At 61.2% G+C, this 26,914-nt stretch carries 25 protein-coding genes; 5 read left to right on the forward strand and 20 right to left on the reverse strand.

The window, feature by feature from the left end; genetic code table 11:
* Positions 1–257 precede the first annotated feature (257 nt).
* Complete coding sequence (locus tag IB264_RS25410; protein ID WP_025426793.1) at positions 258–875, forward strand: GntR family transcriptional regulator; 618 nt, start codon at positions 258–260, stop codon at positions 873–875.
* 4 nt (positions 876–879) lie between these two features.
* Here the strand turns inward: IB264_RS25410 and IB264_RS25415 are convergent, their stop codons facing one another.
* The 6 genes from IB264_RS25415 to cysG form a co-directional block, all read right to left on the reverse strand.
* Positions 880–2,382 (reverse strand): acetyl-CoA hydrolase/transferase family protein, encoded by a 1,503-nt coding sequence (locus IB264_RS25415; RefSeq protein WP_025426792.1) that lies wholly within the window; start codon positions 2,380–2,382, stop codon positions 880–882.
* A 275-nt stretch (positions 2,383–2,657) separates the two neighbouring features.
* The gene (locus tag IB264_RS25420; RefSeq protein ID WP_025426791.1) at positions 2,658–3,470 is read right to left on the reverse strand and encodes a ferredoxin--NADP reductase; all 813 of its coding nucleotides are present in this window, start codon (positions 3,468–3,470) and stop codon (positions 2,658–2,660) included.
* A gap of 147 nt (positions 3,471–3,617) precedes the next feature.
* Complete coding sequence (locus tag IB264_RS25425; RefSeq protein WP_025426790.1) at positions 3,618–4,118, reverse strand: DUF934 domain-containing protein; 501 nt, start codon at positions 4,116–4,118, stop codon at positions 3,618–3,620.
* A 16-nt stretch (positions 4,119–4,134) separates the two neighbouring features.
* A complete protein-coding gene (locus IB264_RS25430; RefSeq protein WP_025426789.1) occupies positions 4,135–5,808 on the reverse strand; it encodes a nitrite/sulfite reductase in 1,674 nt (557 codons plus the stop codon).
* A gap of 14 nt (positions 5,809–5,822) precedes the next feature.
* A complete protein-coding gene (locus IB264_RS25435) occupies positions 5,823–6,137 on the reverse strand; it encodes a DUF2849 domain-containing protein (protein ID WP_025426788.1) in 315 nt (104 codons plus the stop codon).
* A gap of 10 nt (positions 6,138–6,147) precedes the next feature.
* Positions 6,148–7,605, reverse strand: a complete 1,458-nt coding sequence (cysG, locus tag IB264_RS25440) for a siroheme synthase CysG (protein WP_025426787.1) — start codon at positions 7,603–7,605, stop codon at positions 6,148–6,150.
* 231 nt (positions 7,606–7,836) lie between these two features.
* Between cysG and IB264_RS25445 the strand changes: the two genes are divergently transcribed.
* Positions 7,837–8,424 (forward strand): nucleoside deaminase, encoded by a 588-nt coding sequence (locus IB264_RS25445; protein ID WP_025426786.1) that lies wholly within the window; start codon positions 7,837–7,839, stop codon positions 8,422–8,424.
* A 4-nt stretch (positions 8,425–8,428) separates the two neighbouring features.
* A complete protein-coding gene (gene mazG, locus IB264_RS25450) occupies positions 8,429–9,262 on the forward strand; it encodes a nucleoside triphosphate pyrophosphohydrolase (protein ID WP_025426785.1) in 834 nt (277 codons plus the stop codon).
* A 26-nt stretch (positions 9,263–9,288) separates the two neighbouring features.
* On the opposite strand, the gene hflX is transcribed toward mazG, so the two are convergent.
* From hflX to dusB, 9 genes are all read right to left on the reverse strand, one after another.
* Positions 9,289–10,614 (reverse strand): GTPase HflX, encoded by a 1,326-nt coding sequence (gene hflX, locus IB264_RS25455; protein WP_025426784.1) that lies wholly within the window; start codon positions 10,612–10,614, stop codon positions 9,289–9,291.
* Between the two features lie 78 nt (positions 10,615–10,692).
* Positions 10,693–10,935, reverse strand: a complete 243-nt coding sequence (gene hfq, locus IB264_RS25460) for an RNA chaperone Hfq (RefSeq protein ID WP_003535434.1) — start codon at positions 10,933–10,935, stop codon at positions 10,693–10,695.
* A 110-nt stretch (positions 10,936–11,045) separates the two neighbouring features.
* Positions 11,046–11,909, reverse strand: a complete 864-nt coding sequence (locus IB264_RS25465; protein ID WP_025426783.1) for a D-amino-acid transaminase — start codon at positions 11,907–11,909, stop codon at positions 11,046–11,048.
* Positions 11,910–11,924: 15 nt separating this feature from the next.
* Positions 11,925–13,301, reverse strand: coding sequence for a Trk system potassium transporter TrkA (gene trkA, locus IB264_RS25470; RefSeq protein WP_025426782.1), 1,377 nt, complete (start codon positions 13,299–13,301; stop codon positions 11,925–11,927).
* Positions 13,302–13,353: 52 nt separating this feature from the next.
* Positions 13,354–14,718, reverse strand: a complete 1,365-nt coding sequence (gene ntrX / locus IB264_RS25475) for a two-component system response regulator NtrX (protein WP_025426781.1) — start codon at positions 14,716–14,718, stop codon at positions 13,354–13,356.
* Entirely contained in the window at positions 14,708–16,978 is a 2,271-nt protein-coding gene (locus IB264_RS25480) for a PAS domain-containing sensor histidine kinase (RefSeq protein ID WP_025426780.1), read from the reverse strand. Before IB264_RS25480 ends, ntrX begins: the two co-directional genes overlap by 11 nt.
* A gap of 212 nt (positions 16,979–17,190) precedes the next feature.
* Positions 17,191–18,645: a nitrogen regulation protein NR(I) gene (gene ntrC, locus IB264_RS25485; RefSeq protein ID WP_025426779.1), complete on the reverse strand. Its 1,455-nt coding sequence runs from the start codon at positions 18,643–18,645 to the stop codon at positions 17,191–17,193.
* Positions 18,642–19,796 carry a nitrogen regulation protein NR(II) gene (locus IB264_RS25490; RefSeq protein ID WP_025426778.1) on the reverse strand — a complete coding sequence of 385 codons (1,155 nt, stop codon included), beginning with the start codon at positions 19,794–19,796 and terminating at the stop codon, positions 18,642–18,644. Before IB264_RS25490 ends, ntrC begins: the two co-directional genes overlap by 4 nt.
* The gene (gene dusB, locus IB264_RS25495) at positions 19,793–20,821 is read right to left on the reverse strand and encodes a tRNA dihydrouridine synthase DusB (RefSeq protein WP_025426777.1); all 1,029 of its coding nucleotides are present in this window, start codon (positions 20,819–20,821) and stop codon (positions 19,793–19,795) included. The genes IB264_RS25490 and dusB overlap by 4 nt, the downstream gene beginning before the upstream one ends.
* 149 nt (positions 20,822–20,970) lie before the next feature.
* Between dusB and IB264_RS25500 the strand changes: the two genes are divergently transcribed.
* Positions 20,971–22,194 (forward strand): bifunctional 2-C-methyl-D-erythritol 4-phosphate cytidylyltransferase/2-C-methyl-D-erythritol 2,4-cyclodiphosphate synthase, encoded by a 1,224-nt coding sequence (locus IB264_RS25500; protein ID WP_107027692.1) that lies wholly within the window; start codon positions 20,971–20,973, stop codon positions 22,192–22,194.
* On the forward strand, positions 22,181–22,678 hold the full coding sequence (locus tag IB264_RS25505) for a CinA family protein (protein ID WP_025426775.1): 498 nt from the start codon (positions 22,181–22,183) through the stop codon (positions 22,676–22,678). Before IB264_RS25500 ends, IB264_RS25505 begins: the two co-directional genes overlap by 14 nt.
* Here the strand turns inward: IB264_RS25505 and IB264_RS25510 are convergent.
* From IB264_RS25510 to lpdA, 5 genes are all read right to left on the reverse strand, one after another.
* A complete protein-coding gene (locus IB264_RS25510) occupies positions 22,666–23,115 on the reverse strand; it encodes a type II toxin-antitoxin system RatA family toxin (protein ID WP_025426774.1) in 450 nt (149 codons plus the stop codon). The two genes, IB264_RS25505 and IB264_RS25510, sit on opposite strands and share 13 nt — an antisense overlap.
* Before the next feature lie 9 nt (positions 23,116–23,124).
* Positions 23,125–23,715, reverse strand: a complete 591-nt coding sequence (locus IB264_RS25515) for an ATPase AAA (RefSeq protein ID WP_025426773.1) — start codon at positions 23,713–23,715, stop codon at positions 23,125–23,127.
* A 316-nt stretch (positions 23,716–24,031) separates the two neighbouring features.
* Positions 24,032–25,003: a lipoyl synthase gene (gene lipA, locus IB264_RS25520; RefSeq protein ID WP_025426772.1), complete on the reverse strand. Its 972-nt coding sequence runs from the start codon at positions 25,001–25,003 to the stop codon at positions 24,032–24,034.
* Between the two features lie 134 nt (positions 25,004–25,137).
* Positions 25,138–25,389: a GlsB/YeaQ/YmgE family stress response membrane protein gene (locus IB264_RS25525; protein WP_025426771.1), complete on the reverse strand. Its 252-nt coding sequence runs from the start codon at positions 25,387–25,389 to the stop codon at positions 25,138–25,140.
* A gap of 78 nt (positions 25,390–25,467) precedes the next feature.
* Complete coding sequence (gene lpdA, locus IB264_RS25530; protein WP_025426770.1) at positions 25,468–26,913, reverse strand: dihydrolipoyl dehydrogenase; 1,446 nt, start codon at positions 26,911–26,913, stop codon at positions 25,468–25,470.
* Position 26,914: the final 1 nt, after the last annotated feature.

Here is a 26,914-nt window from a genome sequence, read left to right on the forward strand (position 1 = left end):
CAGCCCAAGCCCCTCAACGTCGATGTCCGACGTTCTTTTTAGAGAAGACTGACAAGCAGTTTCCTCTTCGTCAACACCATTCAAGGCTGGAACGGCCGAACGAGCACTTTTATTCAGGCCATTGAAATCTGAAGCTTTTACCGACTCATAATGATTACTTCGACCAGCATAATCCTTCCTGATTAGTGGTCATCAGTTCGTTTGCCATCGAAACGAAACTGTGCCACGTTCTGATATATCAGAACTGTGGGATGCGTATGTCGGTTCACTCCCAGGCCCACCTCGCCTATCTCGCCCTCGAGCGACTGATCGTCACGCTCAAGCTTGTGCCCGGCATGCTGCTGACGGAAAAGCAGCTGATCGAGCTTGCCGGTCATGGCCGTACGCCCGTGCGTGAAGCCATTCAGAAACTCGCCTGGCAGGAACTGATGGAGGTTCGCCCGCGTGTCGGCCTGCAGATAACGACAATCGGGCCGGACGATCGAGCGCATGTGATGCAAACCCGTCAAAAGCTGGAACCGCTGGCGGCAAGCCTGGTGGCGGAGCATGCCGACGCGGATGCACGACGAGCCATGAAGGGATGCGCCGCAGAGATGAGCCGATGCGCGGATGCCGGCGATCTCGAAGGCTTCCTCGTGGCCGACAAGGTCTTCGATGAACTGATGGAGGAGGCCTGCCCCAATACGTTCCTGACGGCCGCCCTCGCCCCGCTGCAGACGCACGCTCGACGCATCTGGTTTGCCGACGCAACCGTTGAGCGAATGCGCGGATCGGTCGACCGCCACATCGAGGCGATCGACGCCATCGTGCTTGCCGACGCCGAGGGTGCCGCGGCGGCGATGTCAGCCTTGATGGACTACCTGGCTCGGGATTGAGGCATCAGGCGCCCGGCAACATGCTGCCCGTCTTCAGCCGACGTACATGCCAGTCGAAGGCTTCCTCGAGGATATGCGGCGTCTGCCCCGCACGCGCTGCAACAGCCCGCTTGAAGTAATCCCCCAGCAACTCGCGGTAAGCGGGATGGCAACAGTTGCGGATGATGATCGGCGCGCGCTCGCGCGGCGCCAGCCCGCGGAGATCCGCAAGCCCGTGCTCGGTGACCAGAATATCGACGTCATGCTCCGTGTGGTCCACATGGGAAACCATCGGCACCACGGACGAGATCGCCCCACCCTTGGCCACCGATTTGGCGACGAAGATCGACAGGAAGGCGTTGCGGGCAAAATCGCCGGAACCGCCGATGCCGTTCATCATGTCGGTGCCGCCGACATGGGTCGAATTGACGTTGCCGTAGATATCGAACTCGAGCGCGGTGTTGATGCCGATGACGCCCAGGCGCCGGATGATTTCCGGGTGGTTGCTGACCTCCTGCGGCCGCAGGATCACCCTGTCCTTGTAGGCGCGGATGTTGCGAAAGACGCGATCGGCCCAGGCGCTGCTCAGCGTCATCGATGCCGCCGAGGCGAAGCTGAGCTTGCCGGCCTCAAAGAGCTCGAAGGTGCTGTCCTGCAGCACTTCGCTGTACATGCGCAGATCATGAAAGGGGCTGTCGACGAGGCCGCTCAGAACCGAATTCGCAATAACGCCAATACCCGCCTGCAACGGGTTCAACGTCATGTCGAGCCTACCCTTGCGCACCTCGTCCTGAAGAAAGCCGATCAGGTGGCCCGCGATCGAATTGGTCTCGGCATCGGGCGGCGAAATGCGCGCGGCACTGTCCTGCTTTTCGGTGATGACGATCGCGGCAATCTTGTCCGGATCAACAGGGATATAGGGCGAGCCGACGCGAATGTCGCAGGCAACGACCGGGATCGGCGTGCGCGATGGGCGTTTCGCCGGGATGTAGATGTCGTGCAGCCCCTCAAGCTCCGGGCTGTGGCTGAGATTGAGCTCGACAATCACTTTCTTGGCGAGGATCGCAAAACTTGCGGAGTTGCCGACCGATGTCGAAGGAACGATGCCGCCATCCTCGGTGATCGCCACGGCCTCGACGACGGCATAGTCGATCGGGCTGATCTGGCCGGAGCGGAGTTGCTCGACGGTCTCAGACAGATGCTGGTCGATGAACATGACCTCGCCGCGGTTGATCGCCGCGCGAAGGGCCGGATCGGACTGGAAGGGAAGCCGGCGTGCGAGAACACCCGCTTCCGTCAGGATCTTGTCGATGTCGTGCCCAAGCGAGGCCCCGGTCATCAAGGTGATGCGAAACTTCTCCTGCGCCGCACGCTGCGCCATGGCCAACGGCACCGCCTTGGCGTCGCCTGCCTTGGTAAAGCCGCTCATGCCGATCGTCATGCCATCCTCGATGAGCGCCGCCGCCGCCTCCGGCGTGACGATCCGGTCATGCAACGATTTGCGGCGAATTCTGGTCTCAAGGCTCATGGGCCACTCCCTGCAAGATCCGCTGTCGCCGGCGATCTCCGGCGGGGACTCCTTCTTGGCCGTTCGTTCCGCATGGACGCGGTCGAGCGACATATGAAAATGCTGGGGAACGATAGTGTCTGCGAAAGGCTGCCGGTACGCTGATTGCTCAGATCGGGGCTGCCGGAAACGCATAGCTCATGCTCCGGTTGCGACTGTCGCACAGATGCGAAAAAGGGCGCACCCGATGATGCGCCCTCCAAATGCTGCGACGATGTTTCGTATCTTGTCGTCAGTTAGCCGACAAAGGCGCGCTCGATGACGAACTCGGCCGGCTTGTTGTTGGACCCCTCGGTCAGGCCTGCGGCCTCGAGGATTTCCTTGGTGTCCTTCAACATTGCCGTCGAGCCGCAGATCATTCCGCGATCGATGGCTGGGTCGAGCGGCGGCAGACCGAGATCGGCAAAGAATTTGCCGTTGACCATCAGGTCGGTCACACGGCCCTTGAAGGGATAGTCCTCGCGGGTCACCGTCGCATAATGGCGAAGCTTGTCGCCGACGATCTCGTTCAGGAATTCGTGATTGCGAATTTCCTCGACGAGGTCGAAACCGTATTTCAGCTCGGCCACATCGCGGCAGGTGTGCGTGAGGATGACTTCCTCAAACTTCTCGTAGGTCTCGGGGTCGCGGATCAGGCTGGCGAAAGGCGCAATGCCGGTGCCGGTCGAGAACATGTAGAGCCTGCGGCCGGGAACCAGCGCGTCGAGCACCAGCGTGCCGGTCGGCTTCTTGCGCATCAGCACCTTGTCGCCTGGCTTGATCGCCTGCAGGTGAGATGTCAGCGGGCCATCAGGAACCTTGATCGAGAAGAATTCGAGTTCCTCGTCCCAGGCCGGGCTTGCGATCGAGTAGGCGCGGTAGACGGGTTTGTCGCCGACCATCAAACCAATCATCGCAAACTCGCCGGAGCGGAAGCGGAACTCCGCAGGACGGGTCATGCGGAAGCGGAAGAGCCGATCCGTATAGTGGGTGACGCTCGTCACCGTTTCAACGAAGACACCGGCGGGTGCCTGGATCGCGAAATCTTCCGTTTTTGCCGGAGCATTCATCGTGGCTACAGTCCTGTAAATGATGACCCTGTCTATCAACAATACGCGGATATTCCAAGCCGCACTCAACGGGAAGGAATTCCCTTCTAAATATAGTCGCTTTCGCGCATTTCGGCGTGCTTCACACTGTCGCGGTCAGCACTGCCTTCAAGAAACGCGCCGCCAGCTATAGGACCTGGCGTCAGCAGAGGGTCTCGCGGTCGGCTGATAGTGGTTGGCGATACCGGGCAACCGGCCTTCCGTCAGACGCTTCAGGGCCGTGGCATTGGTTACCGCGAAACTGTCGACGCCGCAACGCAGCATCAACGGGATCTGATCGATCAGAACGTCGCCGACAGCCCTCACCTCACCGGCAAAACCAAGCCGCGCGCGCAGCAGCGACGCATGGCTGAAAGCCCGCCCGTCATTGAAGGCCGGGAACGCGACCGCGACCAGCGCAATACGATCGAGATAGGGTTGTAGCTTGGCAACGTCATCTGCAGGAGCGACGACTACGCCTAAACCCACCTCGTCCGTCTCAGCCACCTTGGCGAGAAACGTCTCGAAGCCGAGTATCGCCTTCTCGTTGGAACCCGCTTTGGTCTCGTCGTTTTCGATGATCCAGGGATCGTCGCTCACAAAGCCGGTTTCTTTCCAGATTTTTGTCATGTCCGTTCCTTGCGCCTCAAGCGGCTTCCTGTGCGCTGCCGCCGTAGAGCGCGTCCTTGAAGGGTTGCGGGCCGACGCGACGGTACGCTTCGAGGAACGTCTCCGACTTGTCATTGCGCAGCCCGAGATAGGTATCGACGATCGTTTCGATCGCGTCGGTCACCTTTTCCGGTTCGAAACCGCGACCGATGATCTCGCCGATCGACGTGTTCTCGTCGCCGGAGCCGCCGAGCGTGATCTGATAGAGTTCCGCCCCCTTCTTCTCTACGCCGAGCAGGCCGATATGGCCAACGTGGTGATGGCCGCAGGCATTGATGCAGCCGGAGATCTTGATCTTCAGTTCGCCGATCTCAGCCTGACGTTCAGGCGCGCCGAAGCGCGTCGAGATCTCCTGCGCCACCGGGATGGAGCGCGCATTTGCAAGCGCGCAGTAGTCGAGCCCGGGACAGGCAATGATATCGGTGATCAGTCCGGCATTGGCTGTCGCCAGGCCGGCAACGACGAGCGCCCGGTAGATCGGCTCCAGATCAGCCAGAGCCACATGCGGCAGGATCAGGTTCTGCTCGTGGCTGACACGGATCTCGTCGAAGGCATACTCCTCGGCGATGTCTGCAACAGCCTCCATCTGCGCGTCGGTCGCGTCCCCCGGAATGCCGCCGATCGGCTTCAGCGAGATCGTCACCATGCCGTAGTCCGGATGCTTGTGCGGCTGCACGTTCTGGTGAACCCAGCGTGAGAATTCCGGATCGGTCTTCTTCCAGCGCGCCAGACTTTCCCAGCCCTCGGCACGCGGCTCCAGCGCTGGCGGCGCGAAATAGGTGGAGATGGCCTGAATATCAGCTTCTGGAAGCTTCAGCTCCGTATCCTTCAGCGCCGCGAACTCGACCTCGACCTGACGGGAAAGCTCTTCGGCACCGGTTTCGTGGACGAGGATCTTGATGCGCGCCTTGTACTTGTTGTCGCGACGGCCATGCAGGTTGTACACGCGCATGATCGCCGTCGTGTAGGACAGCAGGTCCTCTTCCGGCAGGAAGTCCCGGATCTTCTTGGCAATCATCGGCGTGCGGCCCTGTCCGCCACCGACATAAACGGCAAAGCCGATGCGGCCGTCCTCATCCTTTTTCAGGTGCAGGCCGATGTCGTGCACCTGGATCGCGGCGCGGTCGCGCTCAGCACCTGTGACAGCAATCTTGAACTTGCGCGGCAGGAACGAGAATTCCGGGTGAACGCTCGACCATTGTCTGAGGATTTCGGCATAAGGCCTTGGATCAGCGACTTCATCGGCAGCAGCGCCGGCGAAATGATCGGCCGTCACATTGCGAATGCAATTGCCCGACGTCTGCAACGCGTGCATCTCGACGCTTGCCAGCTCATCCAGGATATCCGGCGTGTCGGAAAGGCGCGGCCAGTTGTACTGGATGTTCTGACGGGTGGTGAAGTGGCCATAGCCGCGGTCATACTTGCGGGCGATGTGGGCGAGCATACGCATCTGGCGGCTGGACAGAGTGCCATAGGGGATCGCAACGCGCAGCATGTAGGCGTGCAACTGCAGGTATACGCCATTCATCAGGCGCAGCGGCTTGAATGCGTCTTCGGCCAACTCGCCACTCAGGCGGCGCTCGACCTGATCGCGGAACTGGTCGACGCGCGAGGAGACGAAGGCATGATCGAATTCATCGTAACGGTACATGTTGTATCGGTTCCTCAGGCAGCAAAGTTCGGGCCGGCAAGGCCATTGTATCCGGCGGCATAGGGGATCGAAGGGCCTTCGGCCCGGATACGCTCGCGCATGCGCAAGGGCCGCAGGGTGCCGTTGACTTCCTCGACGTCGACGACATTGGCATCGACCACCTTGTTGTCGTCGAAGGCAACCTTGCCTGTCGCTTCCAGTGCGGTGACCGCCTCGGCATGGCGGGCGATGAAGGCCTGCTGGAGCGATTCGACCCAGTTGCCCGAGGCATCCAGCCAGACGGATATGCCATCCGAAAGCCGATTTGCCGTCAAAACCTTGTTCACCATGACGTTTCCCTTAGTTCAGAATCTGTTCGCTGCGCTCCGCAGCTTCGATCTTCGTTTGCTTGTTGGTGCGTTTGCCCGCCACCAGAGGCTCGGAACGCTCGAAATTCGCGCCGGCGACAGCGTCACCGATAATGACCATCACCGGGCCGGAAAGTTCCGTGCGGCCCTCTAGGTCCGGCAAGTCCTTCAGCGTGCCATGCATCAGCCGGCGATCGGCACGGCTGGCGTTCTCGATCACAGCCACGGTGGTTTCTGCGGGCAAGCCCGCCTGCATCAAGCGACCGGCAACCGACGCAGCGACAGTGCGGCCCATATAGACGGCGATCGTGGCGCCGGAGACGGCAAGCCGCGCCCAGTCGGGCAGCACTTCACCGGTCAGATCATGGCCGGTTGTAAAGACCAGTGACGACGCGACGCCGCGCAGGGTCAGCGGCAGTTCGAAATCGGCAGCAGCGGCAAAGGCGGAAGTGATGCCCGGCACGATCTCATAGGTAATGCCCGCATCGCGCAATGCTGCCATCTCTTCGCCAGCACGGCCGTAGACAAGCGGATCGCCGGATTTCAGGCGAACGACGCGCTTGCCCTCACCCGCGAGCTCCACCAGCAGCTGGTTGATCTCGTCCTGCGACTTCGTGTGGCAACCCTTGCGCTTGCCGACGGAGAGCCTTTCCGCATCGCGGCGACCCATATCGACGATCGCCTGCGGCACCAGCGCATCATAGACGATCGCATCGGCTTCCATCATCACGCGCTGCGCCCTGAGCGTCAGCAGGTCTTCGGCGCCCGGACCGGCGCCGACGAGCCAGACGTGGCCCGCGGTGGCATGCGCGGCATCAAGCAGGCGAGAAGCCTCGCGGCGCGCGGCGGCGACATCACCCAGCGCAACCTTGTCCGCAACCGGCCCCTGGAAGAAACGGCGCCAGTACAGGCGGCGCGCAACGCCGCGCGGCACCAGTCGATCGACGGCATCACGATAGCTGGCTGCGAGCGACGCAACGAGCCCCAGCGACGGCGACAGCAGCTGGTCGATCTGTGCCCGGATCATCTGGGCAAGCACCGGGCCGGCGCCTTCGGTGCCGATCGCAACGGCAACTGGTGCGCGATTGACGAGCGCCGGCGTGAAGAAATCGCAGTAGTCGGGCTGGTCGACGGCATTTGCCGGGATTTTCTGTTCGCGTGCAGCAATGACGATCTGGCGATCCTTGGCCGCATTGCCAGTCGCGGCAAACACAAGGATGACGCCTTCAAGCTGGTGCGGAGCGAAGGTATCGCGCACGGTTTCAATCACGCGCTCGCCGAGGTATGCCGCGAAGTCTGCCTCGGGCGCGTCCGCGTAGACGACGATCGAAGCTTCGGTGTTGAGCAGCAACCGCACCTTTGCAAAGGCCTCGTCGCCATTGCCGAACACCGCCACGCGCTTTTGCGCGACGCGAAAGAATGCGGGAAAGACGGAGAGCTGCTGCACCATGTTCTTGCAATCGGTTCCTACTACAGGCTCCGCTGAATATCCCGCATAGCCCACGGCAATTGAAGAAACAGAAATTTCAATGGCTTTCGGGTCACGTATTGTTTTGCTCGGCCATGCAGCATTTTGAGCAAATATCTCCGGAAGGGCCGGCCGGTGGCGCTGTCGGTGGCCATTGCGCCAAAGGGGCAACCTCCGTTAAATGCCGCAACACATCTGCCGGAGACTGAAGACATGACACAATCCGAACTGGCCGAACGGCTGCTCAACGTGATCGAGCAGGACATCCTGCCCCTGACGGAAAAGGGTGTCGCCGCAGGCAACAAGGTGTTCGGCGCCGCGATCCTGCGCAAAACAGACCTTTCTCTCGTTCTCGCCGAGACCAACAACGAGACCGAAAACCCGCTCTGGCACGGTGAAGTGCACACGCTCAAGCGCTTCTACGAGATGGCAGAAAAGCCTGACACGCGCGATCTGATCTTCCTTTCCACGCACGAGCCTTGCTCGATGTGCCTGTCGGCGATCACCTGGGCGGGCTTTGACAATTTCTACTATTTCTTCAGCCACGAAGATTCGCGCGACAGCTTCTCCATTCCGCACGACCTGAAGATCCTGAAGGAAGTGTTCCTGCTTGAACCCGGCGGCTACGCGCAGAACAACGCCTTCTGGACGTCGTCGTCGATCGCAGCGGTCGCAAAGGACGCCGACCAGTCAACGCGAGAGAAGCTTGCGGCCCAGGACGCGCGCATCCGCGAGCGCTATCAGCACCTGTCCGACAGCTACCAGTCGGGCAAAAACGACAACGCCATTCCGTTGAACTGATCCCATGGAACCATCACGCGACATCAAGGGCCTTCTCGACATCATGCAGGCGCTCAGGCAGCCGGAGACCGGCTGCCCCTGGGACGTCGTCCAGACGTTCGAAACGATCAAGCCCTATACGATCGAGGAAGCCTACGAAGTTGCCGACGCAATCGAGCGCGGCGACATGCATGACCTTTGCGACGAGCTGGGCGACCTGCTGCTGCAGGTGGTTTTTCACGCCCGCATGGCCGAAGAGGCCGGCGAATTCGCCTTCGGCGATGTCGTCGAGGCCGTTACGCGCAAGATGATCCGCCGCCACCCGCATGTTTTCGCCCGTTCGGACGCCGACACGCCGGAAACGGTCAAGACCCAGTGGGACAAGATCAAGCAGGCTGAAAAGGCCGAGCGCCAGGCGCGGCGCGCCACACGCGGCCTGCCATCCGACGGCGCTGCCAGTCATCTGGGCTCGATCCAGCGCAGCTTCCCGGCCCTTATCGAGGCGCTGAAGCTTCAGGAGCGCGCCGCCAAAGTCGGTTTCGACTGGTCGGAGCCGGAACCGATCCTCGACAAGATCGAGGAAGAGATCGGCGAGCTGCGCCAAGCGCTGCGGGAAAAGGACCGTGCGAAGGTAGCCGATGAACTCGGCGACCTGATCTTTGCGGTGGTGAATATCGGCCGGCATGTCGGCGCCGACCCTGAAATGGCGCTGCGCGGCACCAACACCAAGTTCCGCCGCCGTTTTGCCCATATCGAGCATGAGCTTGAAGCTCACGGAGAAACGCTCGAGGCGGCAACGCTGGAACGGATGGAAGAACTCTGGCAAGCGGCCAAGGCGATCGAACGGCAATTGGCCTGAGGCGATAGCGCCTCAGGCAGAAGATCTTACCAGTCTTCGGCGACCGGCTTCGGCCCGTTGCCGAGACGCCGCTCCAGGTCCACAGCCTCGTTTTCGGTCAGGCGCAGATCGAGGCTGACCGTGCCGTCCTCGAGATCTTCGCGACCATCGACGATCGCGTGTTCGTAGACCCAGGGCAGAAGCTGCAACTGATCGACGCCGAGAACGACGGTGCACTCTGTCAAGACGCCGGACAGACGACGACCGATCTCGGCAAGCAGCACGTCGACGCCCTCGCCTGTAATCGCCGAGACCGCCACGGTGTTATCAGTGCTTGCAGCCTTGTTCGTCAGGGCTTCGCGCGCTTCCGGCTCAAGCCGGTCGATCTTGTTCCAGACTTCGACAAGCCTCGCTGCCGCTTCCTTCTCGTCGATACCGAGATCAGCAAGGATGCGCAGAACGTCACTTGCCTGCGCCTGATTGTCCGGATCGGAAAGATCGCGCACATGCAGGATCAGGTCGGCTTCGAGCACCTCTTCGAGCGTCGCACGGAAGGCGGCGACAAGATGCGTCGGCAGGTCGGAGATGAAGCCGACTGTGTCGGACAGGATCACCATGCGGCCATGCGGCAGTTTCAACCGCCGCAGCGTCGGGTCGAGCGTTGCAAACAGCATGTCCTCGGCCAGCACGCCGGCTCCGGTCATTCTGTTGAACAGCGTCGATTTGCCGGCGTTGGTGTAGCCGACAAGCGCCACGATCGGGTGCGGAACCTTCCTGCGCTTGGAGCGATGCAATTGCCGGGTGCGGCGAACCTGCTCCAGCTCGCGCTCGAGCTTGACGATGCGGTCCTGCAGCAGGCGCCGGTCGGCCTCGATCTGAGTTTCGCCGGGGCCGCCCATGAAGCCGCCACCACCGCGCTGACGCTCAAGGTGGGTCCAGCTGCGCACGAGCCGGCCCTTCTGATAATTGAGATGCGCCAGATCGACCTGCAGCGTGCCTTCCTTGGTGGAAGCGCGTCGCCCGAAGATTTCAAGGATCAGGCCCGTCCGGTCGATGACCTTGGCGTTCCATTCCTTTTCCAGGTTGCGCTGCTGCACGGGCGTCAGCGGATGGTCAACGATGACGAGGCCGGCATCCTGTTCGACGAGGATGTGGCCAATCTCTTCGATCTTGCCGGTGCCCAACAGCGTCCCCGGCTTTGGCTGAGCCACTGAAACGATGGCGCCATGAACGACGTTCAGGTCGATCGCCCGAGCCAGGCCAGTCGCCTCCTCCAGCCGACTTTCGTCGGTGCGGGTGCTGGTTGCAGAGAGAGTTTCAGCCGCCTGCCTGCCGGTCTTTTTCAGAACCGGCACGATCACGACCGCGCGCATGTCGTCGCGGAGCGTTTCAAGCTCCGGAATGATCGACGACGACTTTGAATCCCGTTTGGTAATGTGCCTAACGTCCCGTCAGGATGCGGCTTCTTCGTTCTCGAACATCTGCAGCGGCTGGCCCGGCATGATGGTCGAGATCGCGTGCTTGTAGACGAGCTGCGAATGACCATCGCGGCGCAACAACACACAGAAATTGTCAAAAGACGTGACGACGCCCGTCAATTTGACGCCATTGATAAGAAAAATTGTCAGAGAAATCTTCTGTTTGCGGACCGTATTGAGAAAAAGATCCTGCAAGTTCTGAGAACGTTCCGCCATCGCGCCGATTCTTTCTTATTTGCCGACGTCTCGCGCCGGTGCATTTTGTCTATTTTTTCAATCAGAGGCGTCACAAGTACGCTTCCCCCGACACCTCTGTCAGTTTGGTATCAAATCAATGTCTTTTCCGCAACGCCGAAAAAGGCTTCACGAATATTCTGTGCTATGCTTCCCGGATGACCGTTGCCGATCGGTTTGCCGTCGATGGAAACGACCGGAAAACAGATGCTCGTGGCGGCAGTGATGAAGACTTCGCGGGCTGCGAGCATGTCGTCGACGGTGAATGCTCTTTCCTCGATCCTGATGCCAAGAGGTGCTGCGACGTCCATCAGGGTCGTGCGGGTGATGCCTCTCAGGATACCGTGATCGGCCGGGCGCGTGCGCAGCACGCCGTCGCGATCGACGATCCAGACGTTGGTGGCGGCGCCCTCTTTCACCGTACCATCGGGGTCGACGAAGATCGCCTCGTGGGCGCCCTCCTCCTTGGCCCTCTGGCGGGCAAGCACGTTCGGCAACAAGCCGACCGACTTGATGTCGACGCGATCCCAGCGGTTCTCCGGAACCGTGATCGCGGAGATGCCTTCGGCATTTTTCCTGGCGATCACTGCGGCATCGGTGCGTTTCGCCGTCACCACGATGGTCGGCACAGTACCCTTTGCCGGAAACACGTGATCGCGGCGCGCGGTACCACGCGTCACCTGCATGTAGAACAGGCCGTTTCGCACCCGGTTGCGGCGCAGCACCTCGCGGATAACGTGGATCAGCGCGGCTCGGCTCATCGGCCAATCGATGCGAAGTTCGCTTAAGGATCTGCTGAGGCGGTCGAGATGCCGGGTCAGATCGACGATGAAGCCATGACGGATCTCGCAGACTTCGTAGACCCCGTCGGCGAACTGGTAGCCGCGGTCTTCGATGTGGATGGCAGCATCGGCGTGCGGCACGTAGGCGCCGTTGACATAGGCAATTCTCGGCATGGCTTTTGTTTGACCTCAGAAGAACTGGATGCTGACGCGGAAAAGCTGCTCGACATGGCGCACCGAATCGGCAGACGCAAAGAGCACCACGCGGTCCTTGGCCTTGATCTTGGTGTCACCGTGCGGGCGAATGAATGTCTGGTCCCGGTAGAGGGCGCCGATGCGGATGCCGTCGGGCAGATCCAGCTCGCGTAGCGCCTTGCCGACCAGCGGCGACGTCTCCAGCGCTTCTGCTTCGATCACTTCCGCCATCCCCTTCTGGACGGCATAGACCGAGCGGATGCGCCCCTTGCGCACATGCTGGAGAACGCGCGAGATCGTGACCGCACGCGGGTTGATATAGGCATCAACGCCGGCGGTTCCCGCGAAGTCCTGGTAGGACGGCTCGTTGATCAGGACGAGTGTCGATTTGGCACCGAGGCGTTTTGCCATCATGCTGCCGAGGATATTGATCTGGTCGTTGTTGGTCAGCGCCACGACCAGGTCTGCGTCCTGCACGTCGGCCTGCATCAGGATGCGCTGATCCATCGCCGAACCGTTGAGGACGACCGTGTTGCTGAGCTTGTCAGCCATCATCACGGCTCGGTCGCGGTCGCTTTCGATCAGCTTGACGCGGGTTCTCGGCTGGTTTTCCTCGATCGCCTTGGCGACGAAATAGCCGATATTGCCGCCGCCGAGGATGACGATACGACGCGCTTCCTGTTCTTCGTGGCCGAACAGAGACAGTGTCCGGCGCGCATGATCCCGGTCGCAGACAACATAGGCAAGGTCGCCGGTCTGCAATTGATCCGTCGAATGCGGCACGATCAGCTTGCCGTTGCGGAAGATGCCGGTCACGGTTGCCTGCAGATCGGGAAACAGCTCGCTCAGCTGCTGCAGCGGCGTGTCGACGACCGGGCAGTCTTCCATGCACTCGATCGCCACCATGGCAATACGGTCGTCGGCAAAGCGCACAACATCCGTAGCGCCGGGGAACGAAATGCGCCGAAGCACCAATCGCCCGACTTCGACCTCGGGCGAAATGGTCACATCGATCGGGACGTTCTCGCGGGAGAACAGGTTGGCGTATTCCGGCGCCAGATAATTCTGCGCTCTGATACGGGCGACCTTGGTCGGCACGCTGAAGATCGCATGCGCCACTTCGCAGGCGACGATGTTGACTTCGTCGAACAGCGTGACCGCAATCAGCATGTCGGCCTGGTCGGCACCGGCTTTTGCCAGCACATCCGGATGGGCGCCGTGTCCAACATAGCCGCGCACATCGAGGCTTTCGGTAATGTTGGCAATCAACGCCGCCGAGGTGTCGATCACCGAGACGTCATTGTCTTCCTGAGCAAGCCGTTCGGCGATGCCGTAGCCGACCTGCCCCGCACCACAAATGATCACCTTCATGTCGTTCTTTCACCCAGGAACAGGCGGCCACCAGCCGGAAGAAGTTTACCGCTCAAACGCCCAGCGACTTTAGCTTGCGATGAAGCGCCGACCGCTCCATTCCAACGAATTCGGCGGTGCGGGAAATATTGCCGCCGAATCGGTTGATCTGAGCGATCAGATAATCGCGCTCGAACATTTCGCGAGCCTCGCGCAGCGGCAGCGTCATGATGTGCTGGTCGCCCTGCGCGGAGATCTTCGGCAAGGTATCGCCAACCTCGGTCGGCAGCATGTCGGCCGAGATCGGCGTGTCAGGACCGTCGCTGCGGGCAAGGATCATCAGGCGCTCGATATTGTTGCGCAGCTGGCGAATGTTGCCCGGCCAGTCGTGGGCCTGCAGCACGGCAAGCGCATCGTCGCCGATCTTGCGCGGGCGAATGCCCGCCTGCTCGCTGACCTGGCGCATGAACATATCGACGAGAAACGGAATGTCCTCACGGCGCTCGGCCAGCGCCGGCACCCGCACGGGGATGACCGCGAGCCGGTGGAAGAGATCTTCGCGGAAAAGACCTTCGGAGATCATATTTTCGAGGTTGTAGGCTGTCGAGGAGATGATGCGGACATCGACCTTGACGCGCTTGGTGCCGCCGACCCGTTCGAACTGCTGATCGACGAGAACACGCAGGATCTTGTTTTGCGTTTCACGCGGCATTTCGCCGACCTCGTCGAGATAGAGGATGCCGCCATGTGCCTCTTCGAGCGCACCCGTTCTGCGCGGCTGCCCCGGCGTTCCCTCGGTTCCGAAAAGCGCGATCTCCATCCTGTCGGGTGTGATCGCCGCAGCGTTCAACGCCACGAACGGCCCGGTCGAGCGTGTCGACTTGCGGTGGATCATGCGCGCCACCAGCTCCTTGCCGGAGCCGGACGGTCCCTGGATCATGATGCGGCTGTTGGTCGGCGCGACCTTTTCGACGGTCTGCCGGAGTTGCGAAACGGCAACGGAGGTACCGATCAGCTCGACCGGGTCGCCCGACTTCTTCTTCAGCTCCGAGACTTCGCGCTTCAGCTTGGAGTTCTCGAGCGCGCGCTCGGCGATCAGGATCAGACGGTCGGCCTTGAACGGCTTCTCGATGAAATCATAGGCGCCGCGCTTGATGGCGTTGACGGCCGTCTCGATGTTGCCGTGACCCGAGATCATGACAACAGGCAAATCGGGATGGCGTCCCTTGATCTCGTCGAGCAAAGCGAGGCCGTCGAGGCGGCTGCCCTGCATCCAGATATCGAGAAAGACGAGCCGCGGCACGCGGTCGCTGATCGCTGCGAGCGCACTGTCGCTGTCGAAAGCCGTTCGGGTCTCGTGCCCCTCGTCGGACAAGATGCCGGATACGATCTCGCGAATGTCTTCCTCATCGTCCACAACCAGAATGTCAGCGGCCATCGCTCGTACCCTTACCCTTCAAAGTGTCTTCGCCCCCGGCTTCTCCGGCGGGCGGCAGGATCACGCGGATCATTGCTCCGACGCCGCCATCGAAATCGGCCGGTGCGTCGTGCAATTCCAGTTGTCCGCCATGGTCCTCAATGATCTTCTTGACGATGGCGAGGCCAAGGCCCGTGCCCTTCTCGCGCATCGTCATATACGGTTCTAAAATTCTATGCCGGTTCTCGGTCGGCAGGCCTTTGCCATTGTCGATGACATCGACGACAAACCGGCCGCTGGTTCCGTCCCGTTGGCTCCGTACGTGCACTTTCGGCTCGCCACGGACAGCGTCCGTCGGCACCGCTTCGATCGACTCCACGGCATTCTTGACGATATTGCCGAAAGCCTGGCCGAGCATGCGGCCATCGAACATGCCCTCAAGCGGCTCGTTGCCAAAATCGCGAATGAAGCTGATGTGGTTGTTGCCCATTTCGCGCAGGAAGACCGCGTCCTTCAGGATGGCGCGCAGATCCACCTTCTCCTTCGTCGGCTTCGGCATGCGGGCAAAGGCAGAAAACTCGTCGACCATTCGGCCGATATCCTCGACCTGCCTGACAATCGTGTCGGTGCATTGATCGAAGACGACCCTGTCTTCCTGGTCGATCTGCTTGCCGTAGCGACGCTTCAGACGTTCGGCAGAAAGCTGGATCGGCGTCAGCGGGTTCTTGATTTCATGTGCGATGCGGCGCGCGACATCGGCCCAGGCGGTCGAGCGCTGTGCGATTACGAGATCTGTGATGTCGTCGATGGTGATGACGTAGGATTCGTTTGCCTCGCCGCCCTCTTCACGCGTCACCTGGACGTTCAGCGTGCGCTCGGTTCCGCCGCGCATGATGTTGATCTGCTTGCGGAAGTTGTTGCGGTACCGGCTTTCAGCTTCGACCAGCACTTCCTCGATCTCAGGCGCAACCGCGCGCAGATCGGCACCGAGCAGATCCGGCGCTGTCTTTTTCAGAAACTCTTCTGAAGAAGAGTTGGCAATGGTGATCTGCCGATCGCGGCCGACGCCGATGACAGCTGCCGTCACGCCTGAAAGCACGGCCTCGATGAACCGCCGCCGATGATCGACCTCATCCTTGGCCTCCAGAATCTGCTCCTGCTGGGTGCGGATTTCGGAGACCATCTTGTTGAACGTGCGCGAAAGATTGCCGACGTCGCCGTCGACGGCACGCACCGGCACCACGACGTCGAGATTGCCCGAGGCAACGCTGTCGGCGGCGCCGATCAGTTGCCGGATCGGCCGAACGATACGGTCGGCAACCGCGATTGCCGTCCAGATCGCCGCCAGCAGCACGATCAGCGCAAAGCCGATGTAGAGAACGCCGAAGGCGATCTGCGTGAAGGCGCGGCCCGCCTCTAGGGTCTTATATTCGGCGGTGTTTTCTTCCATCAGCCGCAGCGAACGCATCACTTCCGGATCGACGTTACGAACGGTGTAGAGATAGGTGCCGGGAATGTCGTCAAGCGGGATCACCGCCCCCACCAGGTTGGTAATCCCTGGTGGTATCAATGTCGGCTGGCCGGAAACCGAGCTTTTCAGCGCGTCCGGCGGGATGGCCGGCAAGGGCTTCTCCGTCGAGATATTGGCCTGGAGAATGGCGCTACCATCGGCACGGACGAGGAAGGCGCCAAGCATGCCGCGGCCCCTCGCCTGGCGCGTCACCAGCTCGGTAAAGCCGGTTCGGTCGAGGCTGTAGAGTTGCCGATTGCGCTCCAGATCGTTCGCCATCGACACGGTCTGGCCCTGCAGATAGCTGGCATTTTCCAGCACATAGGCTTGGGCGACGCTGATCGACGAGCGAACGATCGCTTGCGTCCGCAGCGAGAACCAGCGGTCAAGGCCGACATCCAGCGTTATGCTGGCGAAGATCGCGACCAGAATGGCAGGCGTGATGGCGACGATCGAAAACAGCGCGACGATGCGCACGTGAAGCCGTGCGGCAGCGCGGCCCTTGCGACGCGCGCGAAGCAATCTGAGGATCTCGCGAACGATGAGGTAGATCAGGCCGATCACGAACAGGCCGTTGATCGCCGCGCAGGCGATGAAGACGTTGCGCTCCAGTCTGATCGGCGTCAGCCCAAGCAAAACGAGCAGCGACAGGGTTGCGCAGACCAGGGCACCGATCGCCAGCATGAGGCCCGGCAGGGCAAAGGACGCGCGGCGGTCCTGCGCCGCGACTCCGTCATCTGTCCCCAGCGGCAAGGCCATTGCGTCCACCATATAAAGACATTCCCCCAACCGACGCCCGTGGGCACCGGCAATTCTCACTCACATTCCGGGTCAAGGTATTGACCGGACCGTCAATCGGGGCTGTTGCGCATGAGCCACAGCTCCAACGGCCAGGCAAAGCAGCGCAACACCGCTCGACTCGGCGGTCATAACACGTTCAAGCAACGTATTGTGGCGAAAATGCAACGGTGGCTGTGACCAAGTCAAGCCGTGCGTGAACTGCGATAGACTGACACGCCGAGTTCGCGGATCTTCTTGCGCAGCGTGTTGCGGTTGAGCCCGAGCAGATCGGCCGCCTTGATCTGGTTTCCGCGCGTCGCCGTCAAAGCCGCAAGAATCAGCGGATACTCCATCTCGGCAAGCACACGCTCGTAAAGACCGCTCGGTGGAAGCGCGTCACCGAAGCCGGCGAAATATTGCCGCATGTTCTCCTCGACCGCCTGCGAGATCGAAAGGGAACCGCTGCGCGCCTGTGTTTTTCCAATCGGACTGTCGGGGATCTCCGAGCGCAACTCGTTTTCGATGATTTCCCGCGTGATGACGTCCTGCGGGTAAAGCGCAGTCAGTCGGCGCACGAGGTTTTCGAGCTCGCGCACGTTGCCCGGCCACGGATGCGCCTTCATCAGTTCGAGCGCTTCCTGATCGAAACGCTTGACGTCCAGACCTTCCTTCTCGGCCTGCTGCACGAAGTGGCGCACAAGATCGGGAATGTCTTCCGCGCGGTCGCGCAGCGGCGGCAGGCGCAGCGGCACCACATTCAACCGATAGTACAGGTCCTCGCGGAAGAGACCTTGGTTGATCGACTGCTTCAGGTCCTTGTTGGTTGCCGCGACGATGCGCACATCGGAGCGGATCGGCGTGCGACCGCCAACCGTCGTGTACTCGCCCTGTTGCAGCACACGCAGCAACCGCGTCTGTGCGTCCATCGGCATGTCACCGATTTCGTCGAGGAACAGCGTGCCGCCTTCGGCCTGCTCGAAACGACCGGTCGAACGCGTCTGGGCGCCGGTGAAGGCGCCCTTTTCGTGACCGAACAATTCCGATTCGATCAGATCGCGCGGGATTGCCGCCATATTGATCGCAACGAAGGGGCCGTTGCGGCGCTTGCCGTAGTCATGCAGTGCGCGTGCCACCAGTTCCTTGCCCGTGCCGGATTCGCCGGTGATCATCAGCGTCAGATCGGTCTGCATCAGGCGGGCGAGAACCCGGTAGATTTCCTGCATCGCTGCCGAGCGACCGACGAGCGGCATGCCATCCTGCGAATCGTCGTCGACCTTGGACGGGCGGCGCTTCGGTTCGGCCAGCGCCCGACCGATGATGCCGATCAGCTCGGTCAGGTCAAAGGGCTTCGGCAGATAATCATAGGCGCCTTTTTCGGAGGCCTTGATCGCCGTCATGAACGTGTTCTGCGCGCTCATGACAAGAACCGGCAGATCGGGACGCGCCTTCTTGATGCGCGGCAGCAGATCGAATGCATTCTCGTCGGGCATGACAACGTCGGTGACGACAAGATCACCATCGCCGGCGGAAATCCAGCGCCAGAGCGTGGCCGCATTCGACGTGATCCGGACATCGTAGCCGGCGCGGCTCAGCGCCTGATTGAGCACGGTGCGAATGGCTGCGTCGTCATCCGCGACGAGGATGGTGGCACCCGTCATGCAATGTTTCCTTTTGTCATAGGCAGTTCGTCTTCGTCCGCCGCCTGCCCCTTGGAGGCCGGCATCAGGACGCGGAAAGTCGTGCGGTTCTGCTGGCTGTCGCATTCGACGATGCCGCCATGGCCGCCGATGATTTTGGCGACGAGCGCCAGTCCGAGGCCCGAACCATTGGTCTTGGTCGTAATGAACGGATCGAACAGATGCGGCAGCAAGTCAGAAGGAACGCCGGGACCATTGTCATGCACGCAGAATTCGAGCGGCAGCGAGATTTTTTCTCGGGTGCCCGCGACCGAAAGCCGGATACCGGGCCTGTAGGCGGTCGTCAGCATGATCTCGCCTTCGTGGCGATCACCGATCGCTTCCGCTGCGTTCTTGACGAGATTGAGAAACACCTGCACGAGCTGGTCGCGGTTGGCAAAGACCGACGGAAGCGATGGATCGTAATTCTCCGTCACCTTGATCCGGCGCGCAAAGCCCGCCTTGGCGATCGCCTTCACATGATCGAGCACCGAGTGAATGTTGAGCGGCACGCGATCGACGGGTCTCTCGTCGGAAAACACTTCCATCCGATCGACCAGCGAGACGATCCGGTCGGTCTCGTCGCAGATCAACCGCGTCAGCGCCCGATCCTCGTCGTTGACGGAAGTCTCAAGCAATTGCGCGGCCCCTCGAATGCCGGAAAGCGGGTTCTTGATCTCGTGCGCCAACATCGAGGCAAGGCCGGTGACCGACCGCGCCGCCGTCCGATGTGTCAGCTGGCGATCGATCTTGTCGGCCATCGACCGCTCCTGGAAGACGACCACGACGGAGCCGGGCTCCGAAATGACTGGCGCCACATAGAGATCAACCAGCTTGTCGGCGCCCAGCCGCGGCGAACTGAGATCGACGCGATACTCGTTGACCGGGGCCCTGCGCTCGCGCACCTGCTCGATCAACGTCAGAAGTGGGCTGCCAAACGGAATGAAGGCGCTGATATCGTGCCGGGCCAGATGATTGGCGCTGGCACCGAAAAAGGACTCCGCTTCCCAGTTGGCGAAGGCGACGAGACCGTTCTCATCGACAAGGATCACCGGATTTTGAATGGCATTCAGCACCGCCATCGACAGCCCGTTGGCAGCAGCCAAGGCTTCCGGATTGGGTTTTTCGGTCATGCGGCGATCCCTTCGCCAGAGAAGGTCGCAAGCGAACTTTGAATTGCATCGGATGCGCGCGCGGCGACTGATCTGGCATCGGTCGATGTCAGGATCGCCCCCTTCTCTGCCCCGGCAAGATCAGGTGCGAAACGGTCGAGATACCAGCCGACATGCTTGCGTGCATGCCTCAGGCCCGTGTCGGCACCGTAAAATTCGAGCATCATCTCATAGTGCTCCACGAAAATGTCGGCGATCTCAGCCTGGTCGGGATGGCTTGACGCGCCAGCGAGAACGCCGACATGCCAAGGACGGCCCTGCGAAGACCGCCCGGCCATGACGGCGTCGGCGCCGGAGCGCCTGAGGATCTCTTCGGCATCCGCCACCGTATCGACGTCGCCATTGGCAACCAGCGGCACGGAAATGACCTCGCGCACGGCGCGGATCGCATCCCAATCGGCCCTGCCGGTGTAGAACTGCATCCGGGTGCGGCCGTGCACGGTAATCGCCTGGACACCGGCCTCCTGCGCCCTTCTTGCAATCAGCGGCGCATTGATCGAGTTTTCGTCCCAGCCAAGCCGCATCTTCAGCGTGACCGGTACATCCACGGCGTTGACCGTTGCCTCGACCAGGGACAGAGCATGGTCAGGATCGCGCATCAGCGCCGAGCCGGAATAGCCACCCGTCACCTTCTTTGCCGGGCAGCCCATGTTGATATCGATGACGTCGGCGCCATTAGCGGCAGCGATTTTTGCCGCCTCGGCCATCCAATGGGCCTCACGTCCGGCAAGCTGAACAATATGCGGCTTGATGCCGGAGTTCTTCAGCCTGGCCCAGGATTCCGACGCGTTGCCGACCAGTTCGCGGCTCGCCACCATTTCCGTCACGACGAACCCTGCGCCGAAGCGCCAGGCAAAGGTGCGGAATGGCAGGTCCGTGACGCCAGACATCGGGGCGAGCGCCACCCGGTTGCGGATTTCGATATTCCCGATCCGAAGCGGTGTTGACAGAGCCGGAGCTGGCAAATGCATATCTTTCAGGCACATGTTGTTCTTGCACTATTTTTAGACATTGTTCTTTGGCTTGCCAAGCGATTTCGATGCGTCGGGCAAATTTCCCTGCTCGGCTGGCAAAGCACGGACCTTCGCGGTACATCACGGCGAAGATTGGCGAAATCCGGGACCACATACAGAAGATGCAGCCTGAAGAACAGCTTTCCTGCGGCGTCGTGATTGTTGCAGCAGGGCGCGGCGAGCGCGCGGGACAGTCGGCCGAAGGGCCGAAGCAGTACCGCACCATCGGCGACAAGCCCGTTATCGCCCATACGCTTGACACTTTCGCGACATGGCCGGGGACCGGCCCGATCGTGGTTGTCATCCACCCCGATGACGAGGATCTGCTGGCAGCGGCACGCAGGCGATCGCTGGCGCGCGAGTTGATCGTGGTCCACGGCGGCGCAACGCGACAGCAATCGGTTCTCGCAGGCCTTGAAGCCGTAGCGGCAACCGGCTCACGCAACGTGATGATTCACGACGCCGTGCGCCCCTTTGCCGACCACGCCCTGCTGTCGCGCTGTGCCGATGCGCTGACAAGGGGAGCGCGTGCCGTGCTGCCGGCGCTTGCCGTTTCCGATACGCTCAAGCGCGCCGATGCCGCCGGCATGGTGACCGAAACCGTTCCGCGCAATCACCTTCATGCGGCGCAGACACCGCAGACCTTCGACCTCAAGACCATCCTCGACGCCCACCGAGCCGCAGCGACAAGCGGCCGCACAGATTTCACCGACGACGCGTCAATCGCCGAATGGGCGGGGATCCCTGTTACCCTCGTCGAAGGCACGGTCGACAACGTCAAGCTCACACTGAAAAGGGACATCGCCATGGCCGACGAAAAACTCAAGCGACATCTGATTCCGGACGTTCGCACCGGCAATGGCTATGACGTACACCAGCTGGTCGAAGGTGATGGCGTTACGCTTTGTGGCGTCCTTATTCCGCACACCAAGAAGCTCTCCGGCCATTCCGATGCCGACGTTGCCTTGCACGCGCTCACAGATGCGCTGCTTGCTACCTGCGGTGCCGGTGATATCGGCGATCACTTCCCGCCGTCCGACCCGCAGTGGAAGGGTGCCGCATCGCGCATCTTCCTCGAACATGCGGCAAACATTGTGCGTCAGCGCGGCGGCACGATCACCAATGCCGATATTTCGCTGATTGCCGAGGCCCCGAAAGTCGGGCCGCATCGCCAGGCGATGCGGGAGAACCTTGCCGACATGCTCGGCATCGATCTTGACCGCTGCTCGGTCAAGGCGACGACGAACGAGCGGCTCGGTTTCATCGGCCGCGACGAGGGTATCGCCGCAATCGCGACCGCAACCGTTGTCTACACCGGAGGGGGAGCCCATGATGTGGCCGAATGACATTCAGGCGACGGCCGGCAAAATCATTGCCGATTTCACCGCGCGCGGTCTCAAGGTGGCAACCGCCGAATCCTGCACGGGAGGCCTGATTGCCGGGGCACTGACGGAAATTTCCGGATCATCCGCCGTCGTCGACCGCGGTTTCGTCACCTACTCCAACGACGCCAAGATCCAGATGCTCGGTGTCGATCCGGCAACGCTCGCAGCGCACGGCGCAGTTTCAAGGCAGACCGCCATCGAAATGGCGCGCGGCGCGGTTGCGCGCTCCGAGGCAGACTTTGCCGTTGCCGTGACCGGCATTGCCGGCCCGGGCGGCGGATCGATGGAAAAGCCTGTTGGCCTGGTCCATCTGTCAGCAACCGGCCGCAACGGCGCAGCCCTCCACCGCGAGATGCGCTACGGCGATATCGGCCGCGACGCCGTGCGGTTGGCAACCATCCGAACGGCGCTCGAGATGCTGACCGAGGTCGCTCAGACGGCGTAGATCTTGTCGGCGCGCTTCTCGAAGGCGTCGGAGAACATGCGGAAGGCACGGTCGAACATCGAGCCCATCAAGGCGCCGAGAATGCGGCTCTTGAACTCATAGTCGATGTAGAAATGCACGATCGACTGCCCCTCACCCGCTGGCTCGAAGCGCCAGCGATTGTCGAGATATTTGAACGGACCGTCGATATATTTGACCTCGATCTGGCGCTCGGCCTTGTTGAGCAGCACCTGCGTCGTAAAGGTCTCGCGGATCGCCTTGTAGCCGACGGTCATGTCAGCCAGCAGCAGGATTTTGCCATCCCTTTCCTTGCGTGAGCGCACGGTCAGCGCCTCACAGAGCGGCAGGAATTCCGGATAGTGTTCGACATCAGCGACGAGATCGAACATCTGGTCGGCCGTGTGCTTGACGACATGGTTTGTTTCAAAGTGCGGCATAGAAGGGAGTTAAGCGGGCACGCCGAGAAGATCAAGGAGCCTCTGCATCTGGCGCCGCGATTTCAACTGCAGAACCGGCACATGCGGGCCGTGCTGGGCAAGGCCTGCGACGATACGCGGCGAGAATTTGTCCTCGAAGGTCCAGATGAATTCGAGGAACTGCCAATCGACCTTCTCGATGCAGCCCGGCGCCATTTCCGGGCGGGCGCGGCCGAGATATTTCAGCCAGCGGGTGACGACGCCCCAGACACAGAGAAGCCGCGGCATCCGCACCCAGACCACGATATCGCTTCTCGGCACGCGGACATCGAAGGTCGAAGGATTGGTGCCATCCATGATCCAGCGATCGTCGGCGATCCTCTCGACGATGCGTCGGCGCTGTTCGGCCCGATCGCGTTGGACCCAGCCAGGCAACCACAGAATATCGCGATCAATGGAGATGTAGGTAAGGTCGAAATGCCGAGCCAGCTTCTGCGAAAGCGTCGACTTGCCACCACCGGAGCATCCGACCACGAGGATACGCCTGGCATTGCGGATATGACCGGCAGCAACGGCATCGTCGACGTCGTTCACGTTCCCAGGCGCTACTGGCTGATCCATCGACAAACTCCGCCAAACAATCCCGGTCTAGGGTCGGTTGGAAAATCATCGTTGTCACGATCGAAACCTGACGATCGATCAGATGATCGGCACCCGGCATAGGCTCTTCAAAAGAAAAGCGGCGTCTTGGTTCGACAAATATCGAACCATCAGCATTCCAATCAAGGAAGAGAGAACAGCCGATACGCGATCGGCCAAAAATTCGCAAGTTTCGCGCGCAATCGGGAAATTATGCACATCGCCCGAGATGAGTAACCGTCAAACGAAAACTCCGGCACTGGGGCCGGAGTTCCTGTTGTTTCGAAGTGCCTCGGTTCTACCCGGCAGCAGCCGCCAACTTCTTTTCGCGCGCTGCCCGCAGGCGGGCGAAGTCGTCGCCGGCATGGTGCGACGAGCGGGTCAGCGGGCTCGAGGCGACCATGAGGAAGCCCTTGGTATAGGCGACCGTCTCGTAGGACTTGAATTCCTCCGGGGTGACGAACTTCTCGACCTTGTGGTGCTTGCGGGTCGGCTGCAGGTATTGGCCGATGGTCATGAAATCGACGTCGGCGGTGCGCAGGTCGTCCATCAGCTGCAGCACTTCGTTGCGCTCTTCGCCGAGGCCGACCATGATGCCGGACTTGGTGAACATCGTTGGATCGAGCTCCTTGACGCGCTGAAGCAAGCGGATGGAGTGGAAGTATCGGGCGCCCGGACGGACGGTGAGATAGTTGCCCGGTACGGTTTCCATGTTGTGGTTGAACACATCAGGCTTGGCGGCGACGACGCGCTCCAGTGCGCCAGGCTTCTTCAGGAAGTCGGGCGTCAGGATTTCGATGGTGGTCTGCGGCGAAGCGGCGCGGATCGCCCAGATCACCTTCTCGAAATGTTCGGCGCCACCGTCGGCCAGGTCGTCGCGGTCGACGGAGGTAATGACGACGTGGGAGAGGCCCATCTGCTTGACGGCCTTGGCGACGTTCTCGGGTTCGGCCATGTCGAGCGCATTCGGCTTGCCGGTCGAGACATTGCAGAAAGCGCAGGCGCGGGTACAGATCTCGCCCATGATCATGAAGGTGGCGTGCTTCTTGTCCCAGCACTCGCCGATGTTGGGGCAGCCGGCTTCTTCACAGACCGTGACGAGATTGTGCGAACGCACCAGCTCGCGCGTCTCCTGATAGCCCTTGGAGGTCGGCGCCTTGACGCGGATCCATTCCGGCTTGCGCAGCATTTCGGTATCGGGCTTGTGGGCCTTTTCCGGATGGCGGACGCGTTGCGCCCCTTCAGAGACGGCATCGAATACCGTTACCATACTGTCTTCCTCGTCGCGGCGGCTGCGGCTTGGTGCCGGCAGACCCTTTTTCGATCTATATAGATGGCTCGACGAGAAATGTCAGGCCACCTTTTTCTGGATAGCCCGATCGCTGACGCAGGAAGCGTCGCAGGCTATCGTTTGACAGCGCGGCCGACGGCAATCAGCAGGCAGGCGCCGATAAAGCCGAAGACCAGATAGGCAAGCCAGCCGGAAAAAGCCATGCCGAAGGCTGCCAGAATGATATTCGACACCACCGCGCCGATGATGCCGAGCGCTATGTTCATGAACAGCCCGACATCGCTGTTCATGAACTTCTCCGCAAGCCATCCGGCAAAACCGCCGATGATGATCGCAGCCAGGATGCCGACGCCGTTTACAGCCATGGTGATCTCCGTGCATTGAGGACAAGGTCGCGTCATCAATGCGGGATCGCGCCAAAAGTTCCGGCGACGGCCGGTCCATCAGGCGTTCAGCGCACGCCCATAGGCATCGAGCACGCTTTCCTTCATCGTCTCCGAAATCGTCGGATGCGGGAAGATCGTGTGCATCAGGTCTTCTTCTGTCGTCTCCAGGTTCATCGCGACGACGAAACCCTGGATGAGTTCGGTCACCTCGGCGCCGACCATGTGCGCGCCCAGCAACTCGCCGGTCTTCTTGTCAAAGATGGTCTTGACCATGCCCTGATCTTCGCCAAGGGCAATCGCCTTGCCGTTGGCGACGAAGGGAAAGCGACCGACGCGGATATCGCGGCCCTCGGCCTTTGCCTTGGCTTCGGTGAGACCGACCGAGGCGACCTGCGGGTGGCAATAGGTGCAGCCCGGGATCTTCAGCTTGTCCATCGGGTGGACATTCGGCAAGCCTGCGATCTTCTCCACGCAGATGACGGCCTCGTGCTCGGCCTTGTGGGCGAGCATCGGCGGGCCGGCAACGTCGCCGATCGCGTAGACGCCGGGAACATTGGTCCTGCCGTAGCCATCGATGACGATGCAGCTGCGGTCGGTCTTGATACCAAGCGTTTCGAGACCAAGGTTCTCGATATTGCCCTGAACGCCGACGGCGGAGATCATCCGGTCGGCGGTGATCTTTTCGACCTTGCCGTCCTTCATCTCGACATGGGCGGTGACCGAGTTCGCGCCCTTATCGACCTTCGTCACCTTGGCCTCAAGGTGGATCTTCATGCCCTGCTTTTCGAACTGCTTCTTGGCGATGGCGGAGATCTCGGCGTCTTCGACCGGCATCACGGTCGGCATGACCTCGACCACGGTCACGTCGACACCCATGGTGCGGTAGAACGAAGCGAATTCGATGCCGATCGCGCCCGAGCCCATGACAAGCAGCGACTTCGGCATTTCCTCCGGCTTCATCGCCTCGAAATAGGTCCAGACCAGCTTACCATCGGGCTCGATGCCCGGCAGGGCCCGCGGGCGGGCGCCGGTGGCGATGATGATGTGCTTGGCAGTATAGGTGCCCTCGCCCTTGGTGTTCTTCGGCAGCGGCGCCTGCGGCTGAACGATCGCCTTCGTCGTCTTGCCGACGACGATCTCGCCGGGCTTGGTCAGCTTGGCCTCGCCCCAGATGACGTCAACCTTGTTCTTCTTCATGAGGAAGCCGACGCCGCCGTTCATGCGCTCGGCAATGCCGCGCGAGCGGGCAACGATCGCCTTCAGATCGGGCGTCACCGCACCTTCGATCTTGATGCCGTAGCTGCCCGGATGCTGGGCATAGTGCAGCACTTCGGCCGAGCGAAGCAGCGCCTTGGTCGGAATGCAGCCCCAGTTGGAGCAGATGCCAGCCAAATGCTCGCGCTCGACGACCGCAGTCTTGAGGCCCAACTGCGCCGCACGAATAGCGGCGATATAGCCTCCCGGACCCGAACCGATGACGATGACGTCGTAATTCTCAGCCATG

The sequence above is a fragment of the Ensifer sp. ENS11 genome, from assembly GCF_014851895.1.
GTDB classification, from domain to species: Bacteria; Pseudomonadota; Alphaproteobacteria; order Rhizobiales; family Rhizobiaceae; genus Ensifer; species Ensifer canadensis.